Annotated in this window: 14 protein-coding genes; 8 read left to right on the top strand and 6 right to left on the bottom strand. The window is 69.5% G+C overall.

The features are described 5' to 3' along the window. Positions 1-114: 114 nt before the first annotated feature. From H0X00_RS10115 to icmF, 5 genes are all read right to left on the bottom strand, one after another. Positions 115-840: a hypothetical protein gene (locus H0X00_RS10115; RefSeq protein WP_293769622.1), complete on the bottom strand. Its 726-nt coding sequence runs from the start codon at positions 838-840 to the stop codon at positions 115-117. A gap of 265 nt (positions 841-1,105) precedes the next feature. Further along, positions 1,106-2,977: an acyl-CoA dehydrogenase family protein gene (locus tag H0X00_RS10120; protein WP_293769624.1), complete on the bottom strand. Its 1,872-nt coding sequence runs from the start codon at positions 2,975-2,977 to the stop codon at positions 1,106-1,108. A gap of 63 nt (positions 2,978-3,040) precedes the next feature. Next, positions 3,041-4,258 (bottom strand): acyl-CoA dehydrogenase family protein, encoded by a 1,218-nt coding sequence (locus tag H0X00_RS10125; protein ID WP_293769627.1) that lies wholly within the window; start codon positions 4,256-4,258, stop codon positions 3,041-3,043. Between the two features lie 81 nt (positions 4,259-4,339). Continuing rightward, positions 4,340-5,200, bottom strand: a complete 861-nt coding sequence (locus H0X00_RS10130) for a 3-hydroxybutyryl-CoA dehydrogenase (protein ID WP_293769630.1) — start codon at positions 5,198-5,200, stop codon at positions 4,340-4,342. A gap of 59 nt (positions 5,201-5,259) precedes the next feature. Then, positions 5,260-8,514: a fused isobutyryl-CoA mutase/GTPase IcmF gene (gene icmF, locus H0X00_RS10135; RefSeq protein ID WP_293769633.1), complete on the bottom strand. Its 3,255-nt coding sequence runs from the start codon at positions 8,512-8,514 to the stop codon at positions 5,260-5,262. A 35-nt stretch (positions 8,515-8,549) separates the two neighbouring features. On the opposite strand from icmF, the gene H0X00_RS10140 reads away from it, so the two are divergent. Beyond that, positions 8,550-9,101, top strand: a complete 552-nt coding sequence (locus tag H0X00_RS10140; protein WP_293769636.1) for a MarR family winged helix-turn-helix transcriptional regulator — start codon at positions 8,550-8,552, stop codon at positions 9,099-9,101. Between the two features lie 111 nt (positions 9,102-9,212). Here H0X00_RS10140 and H0X00_RS10145 read toward each other — a convergent pair whose 3' ends face one another. Next, positions 9,213-10,847, bottom strand: coding sequence for an ABC transporter substrate-binding protein (locus tag H0X00_RS10145; protein ID WP_293769638.1), 1,635 nt, complete (start codon positions 10,845-10,847; stop codon positions 9,213-9,215). A 267-nt stretch (positions 10,848-11,114) separates the two neighbouring features. Here H0X00_RS10145 and H0X00_RS10150 point away from each other — a divergent pair, with 267 nt between their 5' ends. The 7 genes from H0X00_RS10150 to H0X00_RS10180 form a co-directional block, all read left to right on the top strand. Continuing rightward, positions 11,115-12,230, top strand: a complete 1,116-nt coding sequence (locus H0X00_RS10150) for an NDMA-dependent alcohol dehydrogenase (protein WP_293769640.1) — start codon at positions 11,115-11,117, stop codon at positions 12,228-12,230. A 73-nt stretch (positions 12,231-12,303) separates the two neighbouring features. Then, a complete protein-coding gene (locus H0X00_RS10155; protein WP_367186540.1) occupies positions 12,304-13,236 on the top strand; it encodes an AAA family ATPase in 933 nt (310 codons plus the stop codon). Between the two features lie 137 nt (positions 13,237-13,373). Continuing rightward, positions 13,374-14,183: a VWA domain-containing protein gene (locus H0X00_RS10160; protein WP_293769646.1), complete on the top strand. Its 810-nt coding sequence runs from the start codon at positions 13,374-13,376 to the stop codon at positions 14,181-14,183. Positions 14,184-14,321: 138 nt separating this feature from the next. Next, entirely contained in the window at positions 14,322-15,167 is an 846-nt protein-coding gene (locus H0X00_RS10165) for a nitroreductase family protein (RefSeq protein ID WP_293769649.1), read from the top strand. A gap of 45 nt (positions 15,168-15,212) precedes the next feature. Next, complete coding sequence (locus H0X00_RS10170; RefSeq protein ID WP_293769651.1) at positions 15,213-15,590, top strand: hypothetical protein; 378 nt, start codon at positions 15,213-15,215, stop codon at positions 15,588-15,590. An 11-nt stretch (positions 15,591-15,601) separates the two neighbouring features. Continuing rightward, positions 15,602-17,170: a class I adenylate-forming enzyme family protein gene (locus H0X00_RS10175; RefSeq protein WP_293769653.1), complete on the top strand. Its 1,569-nt coding sequence runs from the start codon at positions 15,602-15,604 to the stop codon at positions 17,168-17,170. A 70-nt stretch (positions 17,171-17,240) separates the two neighbouring features. Continuing rightward, the coding region (locus H0X00_RS10180) for a thiolase family protein (protein WP_293769655.1) at positions 17,241-18,275 on the top strand (1,035 nt) is incomplete at its 3' end.

The raw sequence follows: 18,275 nt of genomic DNA on the forward strand, positions 1-18,275 counted from the left end.
GCGCCGACTCGGCGACGTCGTTGTTGTCGCCGCCGCTCCCGCAGGCCGTCAGCAGGAGCGCGAGGGCGGCGGTCAGGGGCACCACGGTGCCCAGAGTTCTCCGTGAGGGGTGTCTCATGGTGTGCTCCCGCCGAGTCGTTTCTGTTCCGCGACCACGGCTGCGCGCAGGGTGCGCAACCGTTTGATCTCTGCCTGGTCCTGGTCAGCGCGCGCGAGTTCCTCATCGAGCCGGGTGAGGATGCGGGTGAGGTCGCGGTCGAGCCGGACCGCCTTCGCGATCGCGTCCGCGTTCGGCTGCGCCGGTTGCACCGGCGTCTGGTTGGACACCGGCGCGGGGGTGTCGTCGCCACCGCTGGTGGTCACGGCGATCACCGGCGCTGCGACGGCCACCACCAGCACTCCGGCGGCGACCGCCACCGTGCGCGGGCCGAAGCGCGCCGGCCCCGGCACCACGAGGGCGCGCAGCGCGGTCGGGTCCAGGGGAGTCCGCTCGGCCAGGCCCACGGCCGTGGCCGCGTCCGGGACGCCGGCCTGGGTGAGCAGTTCCGCGACCTTCGGCGCCGGGAGGTTCTCCAGGTGCAGCAGCACGAAGGCGGCCCGGGCCGCCGGCATCATCGCGGCCAGCGCCCGGTCGGTCTCGCTGCGACCGCGCGGCGTGGGCAGCCCGAGCCGGCCGGATCCGGTCAGCAACGCCGAGCGGACCACCTGGGCGCGGGCGGCGGGGTGGGTGCTGGTCTCACTGCCCGCCCGTCGCGCGTAGGTGTCCGCCAGTCGTGCGCGCCGGCCCCGGCCCAGGGCCGGGGACAGGATCGCGAAGGCCAGCCTGCGCAGCGAATCCAAGCGTGCGTCATCAACCGGCGTTACGCCGTCGGCAGTGCCCCCAGAGGGCATCGGGTTCGCTCCGCTGGTCGCTTACAGGTGGGACGAACGTGAAGGACTTCAGCATTCGCCCCTTGTGTCTAACCGCCGCTTGGCAAGCCGAAGCTCAAGGCAGGCCAAAGGTCTTTTCTGACGGTGCGTGAAAAATCCACAAGCCCGCACGGTGAGTAACCGTGCGGGCGTGGCGGCTGCGCTGCGTGACGGCAGCAAGATCACTGCGCCGGCACTACGTCGGGATCATCGGCCCGCCGCCGGACGGGTCAAGGATTCCCTCCTCGAACCAGGTGTAGCGGCCCTCCACCACCCGCTGGGCGGCGGCGTAGCGGTCGTCGTCGTCGTTGGACCACAGATCGTGGAACAGCCGGTCGATCCGCCGCCGGGCCTGCGCACAGAAGAGATCGGCCAGTTCGAAGGCCGCGGCCTGCCGGCTCGGATCCTCGACCGCCAGCGTCTTGGCGTGCACGCAGGAGGCGGTGATGGCGAACAGTTCGGCGCCGATGTCGACGATGCGGCCGAGGAAGGACTGCTTCTTCTCCAGCGCACCCTGCCAGCGGGCCATCGCGTAGAAGGTCGACCGGGCCAGCTTGCGGCTCGACCGCTCGGCGAAGCGCAGGTGGCCGGCCAGCGAACCGAACTCGTCGTAGCTGCCGGGCCTCTGGCCGGCGCCCACGGCCAGGGTCGGGAACCACCGGCCGTAGAACTTTCCGGCGGCGAGCGCCGCCTTCCCCTTGTCCTTGAGTTCGGCCTCGGGGTCGATGATGTCCCCGGCGACCTGGAGGTGCTGGTCGACCGCCTCGCGGGCGATGAGCAGCCGCATGATCTCCGAGGACCCTTCGAAGATCCGGTTGATGCGCAGGTCGCGCAGCACCTGCTCGGCGGGCACGGGCCGTTCGCCCCGGTTCCGCAACGACTCGGCCGTCTCGAAGCCGCGCCCACCCCGGATCTGGATCATCTCGTCGCAGGCCAGCCAGGCCATCTCGGAGGCGTAGAGCTTCGCCAGGGCGGCCTCGATGCGCACGTCGTTGCGCTTCTCGTCGGCCAGCTTGCTGGAGATCTCGAGCATCGCCTCGAGGCCGAAGGCGGTGCCCGCGATGAAGGCGATCTTCTGGGCGATGGCGTCGTGCTTGTGGATGGGGTGGCCCCATTGGACCCGCTCCCCGCTCCACTCCCGGGCGATCTTCAGGGAGTACTTGGCTGTGCCGGCGCAGATGGCCGGCAGCGACAGCCGTCCGGTGTTGAGCGTGGCCAGCGCCACCTTCAGGCCCTGTCCCTCGCCGCCGACCACGTTCTCCGCGGGCACGACGACGTCCTCGAACAGGGTTACGCCGTTCTCGATCCCGCGCTGGCCCATGAAGGCGTTGCGGTGCTCGACGGTGATGCCCGGGGTTCCGGCCTCGACGAGGAAGGCGGTGATGCCACCGCGGTGCCCCTCCGACTTCGGCACGCGCGCCATCACCACGAGGACATCGGCGATCGTCCCGTTGGTCGTCCACAGCTTGCGGCCGTTGAGGACGTAGCCGCTGCCGTCCTCCGTGGGGACCGCGGCGGTGGCCACCCGGGCCGGGTCCGAGCCGACGTCGATCTCGGTGAGCAGGAAGGCGCTGAGGTGGGTGCGGGCCACCAGCGGGAGGTACTTGCGCTTCTGCTCCTCGGTGCCGGCCAGCCGCAACGGCTCGGGGGCCCCGATCGACTGGTGGGCGGACAGCAAGGTGGACAGCGAGGAGTTCCAGGAGCCGGCCAGGACGAGCGCCCGGTTGTAGTACACCTGGTTGAGTCCGAGCCCGCCGTACTCCTCCGGGATCTTGATGCCTAAGGTGCCGAGCTCCTTGAGGCCCTGGAGCACCTCGTCGGGGATCTTGGCGTCCCGCTCGATCTGGAACGGGTCCACCCGCTCCTCCAGGAAGGTCCGGAGCTTGGCGAGAAAGGCGTCGCCCTTCTTCTCCATCTCCGGGTCCGGCTTCGGCTGGGGGTAGAGCAGGTCGAGCCGGAACCGGCCCAGGAAGAGTTCCTTGCCGAACGACGGCAGCCGCCACTCGGTCTCCCGCGCCGCCTCAGCGACCTTGCGGGCTTCCTGCTCCGACACATGGGTAGTGGCCACGATCCCGTCCTCCTGGTCGACGACGCCTACCAGTAGATCGTCAAGGGAGGGGTCTTGTGAAGATCAGCCGGCGGCGGCTCCGGCTCGTCCCTCCCGACCGCGGCTGTGCGGGTGGAGGAGCTGGCGGGCGATCACGATGCGCTGCACCTGGTTGGTGCCCTCGTAGATCTGGGTGATCTTGGCGTCGCGCATCATCCGCTCGACCGGGTAGTCCTTGACGTAGCCGTAGCCGCCGAGCAGCTGGACCGCGTCGGTGGTGACCTTCATGGCGACGTCGGAGGCGTAGGCCTTGGCCGCGGCCCCGAAGTAGGTCAGGTCCTTGTCCTCGCGCTCGGACTTCGCGGCCGCCGCATAGACGAGCTGGCGCGCGGCCTCGAGCTGCATCGCCATGTCCGCGACCATGAACTGAAGGCCCTGGAAGTCGGCGATCGCCTTGCCGAACTGCTTGCGCTCCTGCATGTACCCGACCGCGAAGTCCAGCGCGCCCTGGGCGACGCCGAGCGCCTGCGCGCCGATGGTGATCCGGGTGTGGTCCAGGGTCCGCATCGCGGTGGTGAAGCCGGTGCCGACATGACCGATCATCCGGTCGCCGGGGATCCGTACGTCGTCGAGGATCACGGTCCGGGTCGGTGAGCCCTTGATGCCGAGCTTGCGCTCCGGCGCGCCGAACGAGACCCCGCTGTCGTTCTTCTCGACCACGAACGCGCTGATCCCGCCGCGGGTACGCTTCTCCGGGTCGGTGACCGCGAAGACCGTGTAGAACTCCGACTCACCGGCGTTGGTGATCCAGCACTTCGAGCCGTTGAGCACCCAGTCGTCGCCGTCGGCCACCGCCTTGGTCTTCATGCCGCCGGCGTCGGAGCCCGCCTCCGGCTCGGACAGGCAGTAGGAGAACATCCCCTCGCCGGCGGCGAGCTTGGTCAGGTACTTCTGCTTGAGCTCCTTCGAGCCCGAGAGCATCACCGGCAGCGAACCGAGCTTGTTGACACCGGGGATCAGCGAGGAGGACATGCAGACCCGGGCGACCTCCTCGACCACGATCACGGTCGCCAGCGCGTCGGCCCCCTGGCCGCCGTACTCCTCGGGCACGTGGGGCGCGTCGAAGCCGGCGCCGCGCAGCGCGTCCAGCGCCTCCTTGGGGAAGCGCGCCTGGTCGTCGACGTCGTGCGCGTGCGGGGCGATCTGCTCCTCCGCCAGCGCGCGCACCGACTGGCGCAGGTCCTCGTAGTCCTTCGGCAACGTGCAGGCGTCGAAGTCCTTGTTACCCGTATATCCGGCCATCAGATGGGCCCTCCTCGCGACGCCGGTCGGGCGCCTTCGTTCGTGCGGTGGTGGTTCGGGACGGTGTCAGCCGTAGTTGGGTCAGGTGTAGTTGTGGAAGCCGCGACCGCTCTTCTTGCCGAGCAGGCCGGCGTCCACCATCCGCAGCAACAGCGGCGGGGCGAAGTACAGCGGCTCCTTGAACTCGTCGTACATCGACTCGGCGATCGCCTTGATCGTGTCCAGGCCGATCAGGTCCGCCAGGGCCAGCGGCCCCATCGGGTGCGCGCAGCCCAGCACCATGCCGTGGTCGATGTCGTCGGCGGAGGCGAAGCCCGAGTCCATCATCCGGATCGCAGAAAGGATGTAGGGGACCAGCAGCGCGTTGACGATGAAGCCGGCCCGGTCCTGCGAGCGGATGACCTGCTTGCTTAGTGAGCCCTCGGCGAATGCGGCCGCGCGGGCGGCCGTCTCCGGAGCCGTCAACAGCGAGGTGACCAGTTCGACGAGCTTGAGCACCGGCACCGGGTTGAAGAAGTGGATGCCGATGACCTTGTCGGGCCGGCTGGTCGCCATCCCGAGCTTCATGATCGGAATGGAGGAGGTGTTCGAGGCCAGGATCGCGTCCCGGCTGGTGACCACCTTGTCGAGCGCTCGAAAGATGTCGAGCTTGACCTGCTCGTTCTCGGCGACCGCCTCGACCGAGAGATCGACGTCGGCGAAGTCACCGATGTCGGTGGTGAAGGTGATCCGGCCCAGCGTCGCGGCGTGTGTCGCCTCGTCGAGCTTGCCGCGCTTGAGCGCCCGGCGCAGCGAGGACTCGATGCGCTCGCGGCCGGCCGCCAGGGCGTCGGCGTTCACCTCGGTCACCTTGACGTCCAGGCCGGCGCGCGCGCAGACCTCGGCGATGCCCGAGCCCATCAGCCCGCAGCCGATCACGCCTACCCGCTGGATTTCGGTCATGCAGAGATCCTCTCAAGAACGCTCGCTACTGTGCTTATCGGTGAGCTCGCTGCGCTCGCTCACACATTGCGGCGGTACTGGCCGCCGACCTCAAAAAATGCCTCGGTGATCTGTCCCAGTGAACAAACCCGGGCCGCGTCCATCAGGACGGCGAACACATTCTCGGCCGCGATCGCGGCCTCCTGGAGCCGGCGGATGGCGAATTCGGCCGCCTCGGCGTTGCTCGCCTGGAAGTCCTGCACCCGGGAGAGCTGGGACTGCTTCTCCTCCTCGGTGCCGCGGGCGAGCTCCAGGACGACCGGCTCCCGCTCGGAATTCGGGGGCAGGAAGGTGTTGACCCCGATCAGCGGCAGCGTGCCGTCGTGCTTCTGGTGCTCGTAGAGCATCGACTCGTCCTGGATCCGGCCGCGCTGGTAGCCGGTCTCCATCGCGCCCAGGACGCCGCCGCGGTCGGAGATCTTCTCGAACTCGGCGAGCACCGCCTCCTCGACCAGGTCGGTGAGCTCGTCGATGATGTACGCGCCCTGCAGTTGGTTCTCGTTCTTGGCCAGGCCCCATTCCTGATTGATGATCAGCTGGATCGCCAGCGCGCGGCGCACCGACTCCGGCGACGGGGTGGTGACGGCCTCGTCGTAGGCGTTGGTGTGCAGGGAGTTGCAGTTGTCGTTGAGTGCGATCAGCGCCTGCAGCGTGGTGCGGATGTCGTTGAAGTCCATCTCCTGCGCGTGCAGGGAACGGCCCGAGGTCTGCACGTGGTACTTCAGCTTCTGCGAGCGGTCGTTGGCGCCGTACTTCTCCTTCATCGCCACCGCCCAGATCCGGCGGGCCACCCGGCCGATCACCGAGTACTCCGGGTCCATGCCGTTGGAGAAGAAGAACGACAGGTTCGGGGCGAACGCGTCGATGTCCATCCCGCGGGCGAGGTAGGACTCGACGTAGGTGAAGCCGTTGGACAGCGTGAAGGCGAGCTGGCTCAGCGGGTTCGCCCCGGCTTCGGCGATGTGGTAGCCGGAGATCGAGACCGAGTAGAAGTTGCGGACCTGGTTCTCGATGAACCATTCCTGGATGTCGCCCATCATCTTGAGCGAGAACTCGGTGGAGAACAGGCAGGTGTTCTGGCCCTGGTCCTCCTTGAGGATGTCGGCCTGGACCGTGCCGCGAACGTTCGCCAGCACCCACGCGCGGGTCTCGGCCACCTCGTCCTCGGTCAGGTCGCGCCCGAGCTCGGCGGCCTTCTTCTCCAGCTCGCGGTCGATCGCGGTGTTCAGGTAGAAGGCCAGGATCGTCGGGGCCGGGCCGTTGATCGTCATCGACACCGACGTGTCCGGCGCGGTGAGGTTGAAGCCGTCGTAAAGGACCTTCATGTCGTCCACGGTCGCGATCGAGACCCCGGAGGTGCCGACCTTGCCGTAGATGTCCGGGCGCAGGTCGGGGTCGCGGCCGTAGAGGGTGACCGAGTCGAACGCGGTGGACAGCCTGGTTCCACCGGGGCCCGCGGCCAGCAGGTGGAACCGGCGGTTGGTGCGGTACGCGTCGCCCTCGCCGGCGAACATCCGGGCCGGGTCCTCGCCCTCCCGCTTGAAAGGGAAAACTCCGGCGGTGTAGGGGAATTCGCCGGGCACGTTCTCCGCGCGCAGGAAACGCAGCAGCTCGCCGTCGTCGTCGTACTTCGGCAGCGCGACCCGCGGGATCTTCGTGCCGGAGAGCGACTCGCGGTACAGCGCGCTGCGGATCTCCTTGTCGCGGACCTTCGTGACGTGATGCTCGCCGGTGTAGTTCTCGACCGTGGCCGGCCACTGCGCGAGCGCGGCCTTGCTGGCGTCGGAGAGCTTGGTCTCGGCCTCCTCGGCCAGGGTGCCGAGCAGCCCAACTGCACCGCTGTCGTCGCCGCCGCGCGCGGCCACCAGCTCGGCGGAGGCCCGCAACTGCTGACGCTGACGCGCCGTCAGAACCTCGGCCTCCGTGGCGGCGTGGTAGCCGCGCACCGTCTCGGCGATCTCGGCCAGGTAGCGCACCCGGTTCGGCGGGATGATCGTCTTGAGGTGGCTGGAGGACTTGACCTCGACCTTGGGCAGCGTGCCCGGCTCCAGCGGCAGGCCGCGCTCGCTGAGCAGGCCGGTCAGGTGCTGATACAGCGCCGTGACGCCGTCGTCGTTGAACCGCGCGGCGCTGGTGCCGAAGACCGGCATGTCTGCCCAGTCCGACGACATCAGGCCCTTGTTGCGGGCCATCTGGCGGCTGACGTCGCGCAGCGCGTCCTCGGCGCCGCGGCGCTCGAACTTGTTGATCGCGACGATGTCGGCGTAGTCGAGCATGCCGATCTTCTCCAGCTGCGAGGCGGCGCCGAACTCCGGCGTCATCACGTAGAGGGAGAGGTCGACGAACGGCACGATCGCGTCGTCGCCCTGGCCGATGCCGGGGGTCTCGACGATGACCAGGTCGTAGCCCGCCGCCTTGCAGGCCTTGATGACGTCGGTCAGGCAACCGGGCACCTCGGAGCCGGCGCCGCGGGTGGCCAGCGAGCGGAAGTACACCCCGCCGTGGGCGGTGCCGGTCTGCAGGCCGTTCATCCGGATCCGGTCCCCGAGCAGCGCACCGCCGCCCTTGCGCCGGGTCGGGTCGACGGCGAGCACCGCGATCCGCAGCTTGTCCTGCTGGTCCAGGCGCAGCCGGTGCACGAGTTCGTCGGTGAGGGAGGACTTGCCCGAGCCGCCGGTGCCGGTGATGCCGAGCACGGGCACGGCGCGGTTGGCCGCGGCTTCGTCGACCGCGGTCGCGAGCGCGGCCGGGACCTTGCCGGCCTCCATCGTGGTGATGGTGCGGGCCAGGGTGGTCACCTCGCCGGCGAGCAGGGCGTCAGCGTTGGCCGGCGGGGTGGCCGCGAGGTCGACGTCGCAGGCCTTGATCATCTCGTTGATCATCCCGGCGAGGCCGAGGCGCTGGCCGTCCTCGGGGGAGAAGATCCGCACGCCCTTGGCGCGCAGCGTCTCGATCTCCTCGGTCACGATGACGCCGCCGCCGCCGCCGAAGACCTGCACGTGCCCGGCGCCGCGCTCGGCCAGCAGGTCCACCAGGTAGCTGAAGTACTCGACGTGTCCGCCCTGGTAGGAGCTGACCGCGATGCCCTGCGCGTCCTCCTGGATCGCGGCAGTCACCACCTCGTCGACGGAGCGGTTGTGACCGAGGTGGATCACCTCCGCGCCCTGCGCCTGCAGGATCCGGCGCATGATGTTGATCGACGCGTCGTGGCCGTCGAACAGACTGGCGGCGGTGACGAACCGGACCGGGTTGCTGGGAACGTGGAGCTGCGTCATCGGGGAACTCCTGAGGCGATGGTTAGGTTGTGCGCGTGCCGCTGCCCTTCGATCCGATCGCCGAGGCGCACCGCCAATGGCAGGAGCGCTGGCCGGAGCACGCCGAACACATGGCAGCCGTGACCTCGGTGATGCGGGTGCAGCAGATGCTGATCGGGGAGATCGATCGTGCGCTCAAGCCTTACGGCCTGACCTTCGCGTCCTACGAGGCGCTGCGCCTGCTCGCCTTCACCCGTGAGGGTGAATTGCCGATGGGCAAGATCGGCGAGCGCCTGATGGTGCACCCGGCCTCGGTGACGAACACCGTGGACAAGCTCGAGCGGGCCGGGATGGTGCGCCGTCGCAGCGCGCCGGAGGACCGGCGCCGGGTGCTCGCGACGATCACACCGGACGGGGTGAAGCTGGTGGAGAACGCCACCGCGACCCTGAATGCCGCGGACTTCGCCCTGGCCGGGATCGACAAGTCGACCGCCATCGCGCTCACAGCCCTGCTGCGGACCGTGCGCGAGAGCGGGAACGACTTCGAATCGGATGCTCACGATCCCTGGGCCTCCGGGCGCGGGGCAGCGGACTCTGACCAGCCCTGATTAGTTTGCCGTCCAAATAATCTCTCGAGTGCCCCGAAACAGCAAGGTGGGCCGCGCCACGACGGCGCAGCCCACCTTGTGGCTGTGGAGCTGGTCTTACTGGCGCTCGAATCAGCCGATGACGACGATCGAGGTCAGGTCGTACAGCCCGAAGGCGTCCAGTTTCACGTTGCTCACCCGGTCGGAGAACCCGGCCAGGGAATTGACGTACCAGAGCGGGATCGAGGGCATGTCGTTGATCAGGTCGTCCTCGGCGTCCTGGTAGGCCGTGAAGGCCTCGTCCAGGTTGGCCCTCGAGCCGGCGCGGGCGAGCGCGTCGTTGAGGTCCGCGTTGGAGTAGTCGGCATAGTTCCCCACGCCGTACCGCTCGTACATCGGGTACAGGAAATCGTCGATGGACGGGTAGGCCATCGTCTTGTCGATCACCAGCAGGTCGTCGGTCTGGTCATCGGTGGCGAGGTCGTTGAACCGGGCCGCGGAGGCCGGAACGACCTCACACGTCTCGTTGATGGCCGCCTTGATCTCCTTGCAGACCTCGGTCCACATCTGCGGGTTCGAGGCCGACGGGGTCTCGGCGTCGTAGGTGATCCGGATCGTGCCGTCGTACCCGCCCGCATTGTCGCGCAGGTTGTCCGCCTCGGCCTTGTCGAACCGGCAGGTCTGTCCGCAGGCGTCGGCCTCGTAGCCGGCGACGCCCGGCGGCACCCAGCCCGTCGCCGGGACGAGCGCCTCGCCCGGGGCGAGCTTGACCAGCTCGCTGCGGTCGAGCGCCATCGAGAGCGCCCGGCGCAGCCGGTTCGACTGGTAGCTGTCGTCCTCGTCCTCGTCCGGGAAGCGGAGCAGCTGGATCTGGCCCTTCTCGTTCGCGACCCAGCGGTCATCGAGGTCGTCCTGGTAGCGCTCGTCCTCACGCGCGCTGGACGGGATGACGTCGGTGACGTCGAGGGTGTTGGCGACCACGTCGTTGTACGCGGCCTCGGTGTCGTCGTACATCTTGAAGATGACGGTCTTCACGCGGGGCCGGCTCGGCCCGTTGTAGTCCTGGTTCTCCTTGACGACGATCTTCTCGCCGCGCACCCACTCCTCCAGGATGAACGGGCCGGCGCCGATCGGCTCCTCGCCGAACTCCTGGCCCTGATCGATGAAGAAGCTGGTCGGCAGCGGCGCGAAGGCCACGAGGCCCAGGCGCTGCGGGAACGTCGAGTCCGGGTTCTTCAGCGTGATCGTGAAGCTGCGGTCGTCGACGACGGTCAGGCCGTTCATCGTGGTCGAGCCGGGCGTGGGCGCCTGGCCCAGGCCCTCCTCGCCGTCCGGGTCGACCGGGTGCACCGAGTCGTAGCCGACGATCGGGCTGAAGTAGCCGGCGTTGACCTGGTTGTGCGGGCCGTAGGCCGCCCAGTTCCAAGCGTCGACAAAGCTCTGGGCATTGACGGGGGTGGCGTCGGTGAAGGTCGCGCCGTCCCGGATCCGGACGGTCCAGGTCTTGGCGTCGTCGGTGGCGATCGACTCGGCCAGGTCGGTGCGGGCCTCGCCGTTGTCCGAGTAATGCACCAGGCGGGCAGTGACCGCGTTGAGCACGTTCAGCCCGCAGGTGGAGTTGGTGGCGCTCGGAATCAGCGGGGTGTTAGGCGTGCAGCCACGCACGGTCACCGTGTCGTCGTCGCCCTCGGCAGAGCTCCCGCCGCCACTCCCGCTGTTGCACGCGGTCAGGGCGAGCGCGGCCGACATGCCCGCCGCGAGGCCCACGAACCTCCGGCTTCGCATCATTGGTCGCATGGTGTCGCTCCTATCGAACTACCGCTCGTACCGTTCTCAACACTATTCGCTTGCCTCCCTCTGTTCACAGAATTGTGAAGCCAAAAAGATCGGCAACTCGTCGTGGGGAACGCGCGGGGTTTGTCCGGGCAACGGCTCGCCACCTGGGGCAGGCGTTCCCTAGCGCGGAGCCGGTGCATAAGGTCGGCACGTCCCTGACCACAGAGCTGTGCCACAACGTCGTGGAGGTGTCCGCCCTTGAAGACCAAGGCCGCTGTCGTCGTCGAGCCCGGTAAGCCGATCGAGATCGAAGAACTGGACCTGGACGGCCCGAAGGAGGGCGAGGTCCTCATTCGGTACACCCACGCCGGGCTGTGCCACTCCGACATCCACGTCGCCCACGGCGACCTGCCCTGCCGTACGCCGATCATCCTGGGCCACGAGGGCGCGGGCATCGTCGAAGAGGTCGGCGCGGGCGTCACCCGGGTGAAGGCCGGCGACAAGGTTGTCTGCTCCTTCATCCCGAACTGCGGGCACTGCCGCTGGTGCGCCACCGGCCGCCAGTCCATCTGCGACATGGGCGCCACGATCCTGGAAGGCAACCTGCCGGGCTCCCGCCCGTTCCCGAACACCGGTCCGCGCGGTGACTACGGCGCGATGTGCATGATCGGCACGTTCAGCCAGTGGGGCGTCATCCACCAGAACTCCGCGGTCAAGGTGGACGACGACCTGCCGCTGGACAAGGCCGTGCTGGTCGGTTGCGGCGTCCCGACCGGCTGGGGCTCGGCCGTGAACACCGCCGACACCCAGCCCGGCGACACGATCCTGATCGTCGGCGTGGGCGGCATCGGCATCAACGCGGTGCAGGGCGCCCGGTACGCCGGGGCCAAGAACGTCATCGCGGTCGATCCGCTGGAGAACAAGCGGGAGAAGGCCCTCGAGCTCGGCGCCACCCACGCCGTCGCCACGTCTGAAGAGGCGATGGAGCTCGCGATGGAGCTGACTCGCGGGGTCGGTGCCGACAAGGGCATCATCACCACCGACCTGGTGACAGAAGCGCAGGTCACGGCCACCTTCCACACCGTCAGCAAGGGCGGCATGGTCGTGCTGACCGGCCTGAACAAGCTCGACCTGAACAACGTCCAGCTCCCCGGGGCGCTGATGACGCTGTTCCGCAAGACGGTCAAGGGATCCCTGTTCGGCGACTGCAACCCGACCACGGACATCCCGAAGATCCTCGGGCTGTACCAGAGCGGGGACCTGAAGCTGGACGAGATCATCACCCGCACCTACACGCTCGAAGAGGTCAACGAGGGCTACGACGACCTCCTCGCGGGCAAGAACGTGCGCGGCGTGATGGTGCACGAGCACTGATGTGCCCGATGCGACCGAGCGAGGAACGAGCGAGGAGCGTGAGCGCACCATAAGCGCCGTCGACCGAACCTCGGTGGGCCCGGACTCTCTTGTTGTTGGGGCGTCCGGGCCCACCGCCGTCGTGGGCCGGGCCCGCGAGATCGAGCTGCTGGTGGCCGCGTTGGAGTCCGGCGCGCACGTGCTGCTGGAGGGCCCGCCCGGCACCGGCAAGACCACGCTCCTGCGCGCCGTGGCGGAGGAGGAACGGCACGACTATGGCGCTCCGCGCCGGGCTCCCTTCGTCTTCGTCGAGGGCAACGCCGAGCTGACCCCGGCCCGCCTGGTCGGGCACTTCGACCCGGCGCTGGTGCTCGAGCGCGGATACACGCCGGAGACCTTCGTCGACGGCCCGCTGGCCGAGGCGCTGCGGGCGGGCGCGTTGCTCTACGTCGAGGAGACCAACCGGATTCCGGAGGAGACGCTCAACGTCCTCATCACCGTGATGAGCGAGGGCGAGCTGACGGTGCCCCGGTTCGGCCGGATCCAGGCGGCCGAGGGTTTCCGCCTGGTCGCGGCGATGAACCCCTTCGACGCGGTGGGCACCGCGCGGATCTCCTCGGCCATCTACGACCGGGTCTGCCGGATCACGATGGGCTACCAGGACGCCGGCGACGAGTTCGACATCGTCAAGCTCCGTGCGCCCGGGGGCTCCGCGCTCTGGCGCTCCAAGGTCGTCGAGCTGGTCCGGCGCACCCGCTCGCACCCCGACATCCGGGTCGGCTCCTCGGTGCGGGGCGCCATCGACATGTCCCGGCTGACGGAGTCGCTGGCCCGGCGACGCGGCGTCGACCGCGAGGACTGGCAGGCCGGGCTGGACGCCGCCATGGTCGCGCTCTCCGGCCGGATCCGGCTGGGGGAGTCCTCCACCCGCCTGGCCGAGGACGTTGTGCTCGAGCTCTACGCCGCGGTGTTCGGCCGCGAGCCCGCCGACTCCGACGACGGGAGTGATGCGTCGGGGGGAGCCTGAGCCCGCCGCAAGCGGGCGATCCGGCTCCTGGCGGCGCGCCGAAGAAGCGGCCGCGTCCCAGCCCCGGCGACCGGACCGTCGGCCGTAACCAGCTGGCCAACCGGTCCCGGTTCGCGGAGCTGTCCCCGGAGGTCGGGGTGCTCGACGTGAAGGCGGCCGAGGACGCGATGGCGGCCGACCCGGACGCCACGCTGGCCCTGCTCGCCGAGATGTCCAAGGCCACCGACGAGAAGCTCCGGGCTCTGGCCCGCTCCCTGGCCGGCCGGATCGTGCTGGACCGGGTCCGCACCGGTCCGCCCAAGGCCCGCGGGATCGGCAAGCTGCGCTCGGTGCCGGCCGACCGCGGCGGTGACCTGGACCTGGACGCCTCCCTGCCGGCCGTCGTCGATGCCCGCGCGCTGCGCCGCCCGCCGAACCTGGGTGACCTGACCTCCCGGACCTGGTCCAAGCCCGAGCTGGCGCTCTGCCTGCTCGTCGACGCCTCCGGCTCGATGGGCGGCGAACGGCTGGCGGCGGCCGCGTTGACCGCGGCAGCCTGCGCGCTGCGCGCGCCGGGGGAGTACGCGGTGCTCTCCTTCGCCCGCGAGGTCCAGGTTCTGAAGGCGATCGATGCAGCCGTTGCCCCGCAGCAGGTGGTCGACGCGGTGCTCGGCCTGCGGGGGCACGGCGTCACCGCCCTGGCCTCGGCCCTGCGCGCCGCCGGCGAGCAACTGGAGCGCTCCCGGGCCGCCCGCCGGGTCGTCGTCCTGCTCTCGGACTGCCGGGCCACCGACGACGAGGACCCGGTGGCGACCGCCGCCCGCGTCCCGGAGCTGGTCATCCTCGCCCCCGCCGAAGGGTGCGAGCAGGCCGCCGACCTGGCCGCCCGCGCCGGCGCCCGCTGGGCCCCGATGACCGGCTCCTCCGACGCCCCCGCCGCGCTCCTCGCCCTCCTGGAACGCTCATAGCCAAAAGGCGTGTCACGCTTTTTGGTTGGAGATGGCTCCAAGTAGGGGCACCTCCATTCGTAGTTGACTCCATTGCGACTGCGGCTCGCCTTCGCGAACCATGGCGTCAGGACGGAGCAGCCCAATGGAGGTCGTCAGATGGAGTTCCTCGAGGTCGTAGGCACCCGGCGCAGTGTCCGCTGGTTCAAGACCTACGAGCCGGTCGAGCGCGAGAAGATCCAGGAAATTCTGGAGGTCATGCGCTGGACCACCTGCCCCGGCAACCTGCAGCCGTGGCGCGCGGTCGTGGTGTGGCGCGACGAGCTCGACCCGGGCGTCCGCGAGGAACTGCTGCAGGCGGACAACTGGCAGGGCGGTCACGTCCAGGCTCCGGTCTGGATCTACATCTTCGCCGACCCCGAGGCGGCCCGGCCCGACGCGTTCGCCACCAGCACCCAGCAGCTGATCGAGGTCGGCGCGGTGCCGTCAGCGTACGGCTGGTCCAAGACCCGGATCGTCGACGCGATCGAGCGCGCCGTGGAGACCCCGGCCGGCATGGCCGCGATCCACGAACTGCTGCACGACCTCCCGCACGAGGCCTCCGCCAGCATCGCCCACTCCGAGACGGTGGGCGCCTGCGCGGTCGCCCTGCTCGCTGCGGTGAACCAGGGCCTCGGCACCTGCCTGCACATGATCGCGCGGCCGAACAAGCAGGCCCGGGTCAAGGAGCTCCTCGGGGTGCCCGATCACTGGATCCCGGTGTGGGTCCAGCTCGTCGGCTACTCGGCCGAGGACGTCAAGGCCGGTGGGCAGCGCCCCCGCAACGACTTCGAGACGTTGTTCTTCGAGGGCAACGCCAACACTCCCTTCCGCCGCGACCCGAAGGTCGTGCAGAAGATGGAGGACGAGAAGTTGCTGCAGGCGCCGGCGCCCACGCCCGGCCGTCGCGACGAGCTGATGTTCCTCGCGCGGATGTACGGCTACCCCGAGGACCAGGACGACTAGGCGTCCCCGCCTCCGTCCTGACGTCCCGACTCCGGTGAGGAAACCGTGAACGAGTTCCGCGAGTACAAGACCGTCCAGCGCTGGCTCGAAGAGCCGGCCGGCCGCGGCTTCCAGCCGGTCCGCGAGGACCCGACCGCCAAGGTCGAGGTCCTCAAAAAGTTCTGCGCGCACACCGGAATCGACCCCGACACCCTGATCGCCACCTGCACCGACCTCATCCCGACCGGGAAGGCGGAGCGCAACACGCAGCTCAAGGCGCTCAAGGCGTGGATCAAGGAGCAGGAGCTGTCGGGCATCCAGGCGACCAAGCTGGAGAACCAGATTCGCGGGTTCTTCATCAAGAACGGCATCAAGGTGATGACCCGTCCTTACGCCGACGTCTACCGTCGCGGCCCGGGTGACCTCGACGCCCGATCGGTCTGAGGGGCCGTCAGATGAATACCGGAGACCTGCTCACCAACGCGGCCCGCAGCTACCCCGACCACCCGGCCTTTCTCTTCGAGGGTACTTCTCGGACCTACGCCCAGTCCTGCGCCCGTGCCGACGCGTTCGCCCGGGCTCTGCTCGCAGGCGGACTGCAGGCCGGCGACCGGGTGTCGGTCTATCTGCGCAACTGCCCGGAGTTCATGGAGATCCTCTACGGGACGTGGAAGGCGGGCGGGGTCGTCGTCCCGCTCAACGCGACCTTCACCCCGGACGAACTCGCCTGGCACCTGGCCGACAGCGGCGCGTCCGTGCTCGTCACCGACGCCGAGGGGCTGTCCGCGGTGGAAAAGGCGCGCCCGGACCTGCCCGACCTGGGCCGGGTGATCTGCCACGACCCGACGGCGACGCAACCCTCGCTGCCGGCCGATGAACTCCTGGAACCGGTGCTGGCCGCTGCGTCGGGCGCGTCGTTGGCCGCCGCGGACGTCGGCGAGAACGCCCTGGCCTGGATCGCCTACACCTCCGGCACGACCGGCCGGCCCAAGGGCGCGATGCTCACCCACCGCGGGCTGATCCATCAGTGCCTCACCACGTTGGCTGACGTGGAGCGGATGGAGCAGCACCACGTCGGCATGCACGCGGCACCGATGTCGCACGGCTCCGGGCACAACTCCCTCGCGTTCACGATGAAGGCCTGCACGCAGGTCATCCACCAGCGGTGGGGCTTCAACCCGGCGTTGTTCCTGGAGCAGGTCGAGACGCATCGCGTCGCGGCGCTGTTCATGGTGCCGACCCAGATCAAGATGATCGTCGAGCACCCCGACCTCGACACCCGGGACGTGTCCAGCCTGGAGTGGATCTGCTACGGCGGCGCACCGATGTACCGCGAGGACCAGAAGCGTGCGCTCAAGGTGCTCGGTCCGGTGCTCGTGCAGTGCTTCGGTCAGACCGAGTCGCCGATGTCGGGCACCGTGCTGACCCGCGAGGAGCACTCCATCCACGACGGGGACGGCCGGGAGCGGTCCGTCGGCCGGGTCCGGGTGGGGATCGAACTGAAGATCTTCGGCCCCGACAACACCGAACTGCCGTCCGGCGAAGCCGGCGAGATCTGCCTTCGCGGGCCGCAGCTGATGGCCGGGTACTGGAACCGCCCGGAGGCCACCGCCGAGACCCTGGCCGGCGGCTGGCTGCACACCGGCGACGTCGGAATGCTCGACGAGCGCGGCTATCTGTTCATCCTCGACCGGCTCAAGGACCTGATCATCTCCGGCGGCCTGAACGTCTATCCGCACGAGATCGAGGACGTCCTGCTGACCCACCCGGCCGTCTCCGAGGCCTGCGTGATCGGCGTCCCGGACGACAAGTGGGGGGAGGCCGTGCGCGCGGTCGTGGTGCCGGTCGCCGGGGCGACGATCGATCCGGCCGAGCTGATCAGCTTCAGCGGTCAGTACCTCGCCGGCTACAAGAAGCCCAAGGGCGTGGACGTCGTGGACGCGCTGCCCAAGACGACCTACGGCAAGGTCGCCAAACGCGAGGTGCGGGCCCCGTACTGGGCCGGCCTCGGCAGATCTATCTGACGCACAATCACGTAACGACCCACCGCACGACCTGACCGCACGTTCCGTCCCGGCGTCCGGAGGTACGACGATGGCCGACGCCTGGATCGCCGGTGCCGCGATGACGGTGTTCGGCCGGTCCCCGCACGGGCCGGAGACCCTGGCGACCGAGGCCGTCGCGGCCGCGCTGGCCGACGCGGGTCTTTCGCCGGCCGAGGTGGGCCAGGTGTTCGTCGGCAACGCCGCGGCCGGGCTGCTCCTCGGCCAGGAGATGATCCGCGGCCAGGTCTTCCTGCGCACCAGCGGCCTGCTCGGCAAGCCGATCATCAACGTGGAGAACGCCTGCGCCTCCGGCTCGTCGGCCCTGTCGCTGGCGGTCTCGGCGGTCCGCGGCGGCATCGTCGACATCGCCCTCGCGGTCGGCGTGGAGAAGATGACCGTGCCCGACAAGGCCCGCGTCTTCGGCGCGCTGGCTGCGGCCACCGACACGCTGCGCCGGCCCGACATGCGCGAGCTCGTGGCGACCACCACGCTCGGCGAACCGCTGGCCGACGGGGCGTCCGCGCCGACCTCGTCCTCGTTCATGGACCACTACGCGCACAAGGCCGCGGTGTACCTGGACACGTCCGGCGGCGACGCCACGGACCTGGCCCGCGTCGTGGTGAAGTCACGCGCCTTCGCCGCGCACAACCCGAACGCGCAGTTCTCCACCCCGACCACCGTCGAGGAGGTGCTGGCCGGCCGGATGATCGCCGAGCCGTTGCGCCTCGCGATGTGCGCTCCGATCGGCGACGGCGCCGCCGCGGTCGTCGTCGTCTCCGACCGGATGGCCCGACGCCTCGGCTGCCGCGACGTGCGGGTGGCCGGACTCGGCATGGTGAGCAATGACCCCACGACCGCCGACCATCCGGCCGCGCAGGCCGCGGCCAAGGCCTACGCCGCTGCCGGCGTCGGCCCGGCCGACATCGACGTTGTCGAGGTGCACGACGCCGCGGCGCCCGCCGAGCTGTGGTGCGTGGAGGAGATCGGGCTGTGCGGCGAGGGCGAAGCCCTCGGCCTGCTCCGCTCCGGCGTCTCCGGCCCCGGCGGCCGCCGCCCGGTCAACCCCAGCGGCGGCCTCCTCTCC

Source organism: Sporichthya sp., assembly GCF_013815995.1.
In the GTDB taxonomy this organism is placed as follows: Bacteria; Actinomycetota; Actinomycetes; order Sporichthyales; family Sporichthyaceae; genus Sporichthya.